The sequence below is a fragment of the Streptomyces bobili genome (assembly GCF_002154575.1).
Lineage (GTDB): Bacteria > Actinomycetota > Actinomycetes > Streptomycetales > Streptomycetaceae > Streptomyces > Streptomyces bobili.
The window spans coordinates 1-4,410 of sequence record NZ_MUBA01000150.1 but is presented as its reverse complement, the minus strand read 5'-3'; the positions used below and the strand labels follow the sequence as shown (position 1 = coordinate 4,410).

4 protein-coding genes are annotated in these 4,410 nt (G+C 72.0%); 3 read left to right on the top strand and 1 reads right to left on the bottom strand.

Features of this window, described 5'->3' with window-relative positions; translation table 11 throughout:
- Together BZL64_RS13415 and BZL64_RS13410 are read left to right on the top strand one after the other, a co-directional pair.
- The coding region (locus BZL64_RS13415) for a sensor histidine kinase (RefSeq protein WP_341868797.1) at positions 1-509 on the top strand (509 nt) is incomplete at its 5' end.
- Positions 506-1,144, top strand: a complete 639-nt coding sequence (locus tag BZL64_RS13410; RefSeq protein WP_086769405.1) for a response regulator — start codon at positions 506-508, stop codon at positions 1,142-1,144. The genes BZL64_RS13415 and BZL64_RS13410, both read left to right, overlap by 4 nt.
- Positions 1,145-1,201: 57 nt before the next feature.
- On the opposite strand, the gene BZL64_RS13405 is transcribed toward BZL64_RS13410, so the two are convergent.
- Positions 1,202-1,858 carry a mycothiol-dependent nitroreductase Rv2466c family protein gene (locus BZL64_RS13405; protein ID WP_086769403.1) on the bottom strand — a complete coding sequence of 219 codons (657 nt, stop codon included), beginning with the start codon at positions 1,856-1,858 and terminating at the stop codon, positions 1,202-1,204.
- 137 nt (positions 1,859-1,995) lie between these two features.
- On the opposite strand from BZL64_RS13405, the gene pepN reads away from it, so the two are divergent.
- The coding region (gene pepN, locus BZL64_RS13400; RefSeq protein WP_107430285.1) for an aminopeptidase N at positions 1,996-4,410 on the top strand (2,415 nt) is incomplete at its 3' end.

The following is a 4,410-nucleotide window of genomic DNA, read 5'->3' as shown; positions in this document are numbered from 1 at the left end:
ATCCGGGGCGCAGCGCCCAGCAGTTGCGGTCGATCGAGTCGACGGCCCGCGAGAACCTCGCGGAGGCGCGGGAACTGGTGGGCTCGGGCGGGAGTCCGGGGCAGGCGGCGGCGGGGTCGGTGGCCGGTACGCTGCGCCGGGTGCTGGACCGGTTCGCCGAGGACACCGGGCTCACCGTGGACGCCGATCTGGCGGACCCCGAGTGCGACCAGCAGACCCGGATCGCGCTGCTGCGCTGCACGCAGGAGTCGCTGGCCAACGTGCGCAAACACGCCCGTGCCTCAACGGTCGGGGTGGTCCTGGCAGGGCTGCCGTACGGGGTGGAGCTGGAGATCACCGACGACGGCGCAGGGTTCGTGGTGGAGGAGTCCACCGGGTTCGGCCTGGACGGGATGCGCAAGCGGCTGGCGGAGCTGGGCGGGCGGCTGACGGTCACCAGCTCGGTCGGTGACGGGACGAGGATCCTGGCGACGGTCCCCCTCGCCGGGGGCACGGAGGGGACGGCATGAGCGAGGCGGGACTGCGGGTGATCGTGGTCGACGACCACACGGTGATGCGGGCGGGCGTGATCGCGCTGCTGGCCGGCGAGTCCGGCATCGAGATCGTCGGCGAGGCGGGCGACGGGCGGGCGGCCCTCTCCCTCGTCGAGCGGTACGACCCGGACGTGGCCCTCGTCGACCTGCGGATGCCGGTGCTGGACGGGGTGGCGACCACCACCGAGATCGTCGCCCGGTATCCGCGCACCCGGGTGCTGATCCTGACGACGTACGACACCGACGCGGAGATCGAGCGCGGGGTGGAGGCCGGGGCCATCGGCTATCTGCTGAAGGACACCACGCGCGAGCAGCTCGTCGACGCGATCCGGGCGGCGGCGCGCGGGGAGACGGTGCTGGCACCGCGGGTCGCGGAGAAGCTGGTCGCCCGGCTGCGGCGCCCGGTGCACGACCCGCTGACCGCGCGGGAGAGCGAGGTGCTGAACGCGGTGGCGGACGGGCTGACCAACGCCGAGATCGGCAGGCGTCTGGTCATCACGGAGGCCACCGTGAAGACGCATCTGCTGCGCCTGTTCGCCAAGCTGGACGTCAACGACCGGACCCGCGCGGTGGTGGTGGCGCTGGACCGGGGGCTGCTGCGACGGCCGTAGACCATGGTGCCCCCGCGAGCACGGCTCGCGGGGGCGTTCACGCCGGTGGGCCGGGGTTTACAGGTTGCTGAAGTCGGGGCCCTTCGTACGGGTCCGCTTGATCTCGTAAAAGCCTGGCACCGAGGCGACCGCGAGGGTGCCGTCCCACAGGCGCAGGGCGTCCTCGCCCTTGGGGGCGGGGGTGACGACGGGGCCGAAGAAGGCGATCTGCTCGCCGTCGGCGCCGGGCACGGCGATGACGGGGGTGCCGACCTCCTGGCCGACCTTGTCGATGCCCTCCTTGTGCGAGGCGCGCAGTTCGGCCTCGAACTCGAAGGGCTCCTGCTCGGCGTACTCGATGAGGTCGGCGGGCAGTCCGGCGTCCTCCAGGGCTCCGGCGATGGCCTCCAGGGTCGGGCCCTCGCCGTTGTTGTGGAAGCGGGTGCCGAGCGCCTCGTAGAGGGGGCCGAGGACGTCCGCACCGTGCTTCTGCCAAGCCGCCGTCGCCACCCGCACCGGCTTCCACGCCTTGGTCGCGAGCATCTCCCGGTACTCCTCGGGAAGCTGGTCAATCTTGTCCTCGTTGAGCACGGCGAGGCTCATGATGTGCCAGCGCACCTCGATGTCCCGCGCCTTCTCCACCTCCAGCACCCACCGGGAGGTCATCCAGGCCCAGGGACACAGGGGGTCGAACCAGAAGTCGACGGGCGTCTTCGCGGAGCTGGTCTCGGACATGCGTCTCCTCAGAAAGTGTTCGACTGACAGACGCAACACCGTCCGCACCCCACCCCATTCCCTGCTGCCGCCCGTCAGGGGCACATGGCAGGATCGGTGCTGTCCACATGCCGAACACCGCCCGAGGAGTACCGCCCGTGCCCGGTGAGAACCTGTCCCGCGACGAGGCCCGGGAGCGGGCCGCCCTGCTGTCCGTCGACGGGTACGACGTGTCCCTCGACGTGCGCTCCGCCGTGGCCGAAGGCGACGAGGCGCCGCGCACCTTCCGCTCGGTCACCACGATCCGCTTCCGCTGCGCCGAGCCCGGCGCGTCCAGCTTCGCCGACCTGATCGCGCCGAGCGTGACGGCCGTGTCCCTCAACGGCCGCGACCTCGACCCCGGCGAGGTCTTCGACGGCTCCCGGATCCGGCTCGACGACCTCGCCGCCGAGAACGAGCTGGTCGTCGACGCCCTGTGCGCATACTCCCGCTCCGGCGAGGGCCTGCACCGCTTCGTCGACCCCGAGGACGGCGAGGTCTACCTCTACACCCAGTACGAGCCGGCCGACGCGCGCCGCGTCTTCGCGGGCTTCGAACAGCCCGACCTCAAGGGGCCGTTCCGCTTCGAGGTGCGGGCGCCCGAGGAATGGGTGGTGTGGAGCAACGGCACCGGCGAGCAGGCGGACGGCGTGTGGCGGTTCGCGGAGACCAGGCCGATCTCGACGTACATCACCTGTGTGGTGGCGGGCCCCTACCATTACGTGACGGACTCCTACACGCGTGAGCTGGCGGACGGTACGACGCTGGAGATCCCGCTCGGCGCCCTGTGCCGCAAGGGACTCGCGCCCTACTTCGACTCCGACGACGTCTTCCTCGTCACCAAGCAGGGCCTGGACTTCTTCCACGACCACTTCGACTACCCGTACCCCTTCGGGAAGTACGACCAGGCCTTCGTGCCCGAGTACAACCTGGGGGCGATGGAGAACCCGGGCCTGGTCACCTTCCGCGAGGAGTACATCTTCCGGGGCAAGGTGACGCAGGCGTCGTACGAGGCGCGGGCCAACGTCATCCTGCACGAGATGGCGCACATGTGGTTCGGCGACCTGGTCACCATGGAGTGGTGGGACGACCTGTGGCTGAAGGAGTCCTTCGCGGACTTCATGGGCTCCTTCGCGCTGGTCGGCGCGACCCGCTTCACCGACGGCTGGATCACCTTCGCCAACCGCCGCAAGGCGTGGGCCTACCGGGCCGACCAGCTGCCCTCCACCCACCCGGTCACCGCCGACATCCGCGACCTCCAGGACGCCAAGCTCAACTTCGACGGCATCACCTACGCCAAGGGCGCCTCGGTGCTCAAGCAGCTGGTGGCGTACGTCGGCCAGGACGCGTTCCTGGAGGGCGCCCGCCGCTACTTCAAGCGGCACGCCTACGGCAACACCCGCCTGGGCGACCTGCTGTCGGTGCTCGGCGAGACCAGCGGCCGGGACATGGCCGGATGGGCGCGGTCCTGGCTCCAGACGGCCGGGGTGAACTCGCTGACCCCACAGGTGCTGCTGGACGCCGAGGGCCGGGTCGACGAGCTGGCGGTGCTCCAGGAGGCGGCGGAGTCGCACCCCGAGCTGCGTCCGCACCGGGTGGCGATCGGCCTGTACCGGCGGGTCGACGGGCGTCTCGTGCGGTACGCGCGCGCCGAGATCGACGTCGAGGGGCCGCGGACGGTCGTGGCGGAGCTGGCGGGCGCGGAGGCGCCGGAGCTGGTCCTGGTCAACGACGACGATCTGACGTACTGCAAGATCCGGTTCGACGAGACCTCGCTGGCGGCGCTCCGGGAGTCCCTCGGGGACATCACCGACCCGCTGGCCCGCGCGCTGTGCTGGTCGGCGCTGTGGAACATGACGCGGGACGCGCTGCTGCCCGCACGGGACTTCGTCGAGCTGGTGCTGCGGTTCGCGGGGCGCGAGAGCGACATCGGCGTGCTCCAGATGCTGCACGCGTGGGCGGACTCGGCGCTGACGCACTACGCGGCGCCCGACTGGCGGCCGGCCGGCGAACGGCTGCTCGCGCAGGGCGCGCTGGCGGAGCTGCGGTCGGCGGAGCCGGGCAGCGAGCACCAGCTGGCGTGGGCGCGGTTCTTCGCCTCGGTGGCGTCCGGCCCGGCCGACCTCGACCTGCTCCGCGCGCTGCTGGAGGGCTCGGCGGAGATCGACGGCCTGGCGGTGGACCAGGAGCTGCGCTGGGCGTTCCTGGAGCCGCTGGCCGCACACGGCCGCGCCGACGAGGGCGTCCTGGCCGCGGAGCTGGCCCGTGACGACACCGCGTCCGGCAAGCGGCACCAGGTGCGCTGCCCGCAGCTCCTGGTCCACCGCCAGGCCGTCGATCTCCGCCGAGCCCTCCAGCAGCGCGCGGAGCAGGTCGAGGTCGGCCGGGCCGGACGCCACCGAGGCGAAGAACCGCGCCCACGCCAGCTGGTGCTCGCTGCCCGGCTCCGCCGACCGCAGCTCCGCCAGCGCGCCCTGCGCGAGCAGCCGTTCGCCGGCCGGCCGCCAGTCGGGCGCCGCGTAGTGCGTCAGCGC

Bases quoted from the DNA above. Each gene is read 5' to 3' on its own strand.
- BZL64_RS13410 (WP_086769405.1), top strand. From the start codon at position 506: ATGAGCGAGGCGGGACTGCGGGTGATCGTGGTCGACGACCACACGGTG.
- BZL64_RS13405 (WP_086769403.1), bottom strand. From the start codon at position 1,858: ATGTCCGAGACCAGCTCCGCGAAGACGCCCGTCGACTTCTGGTTCGAC.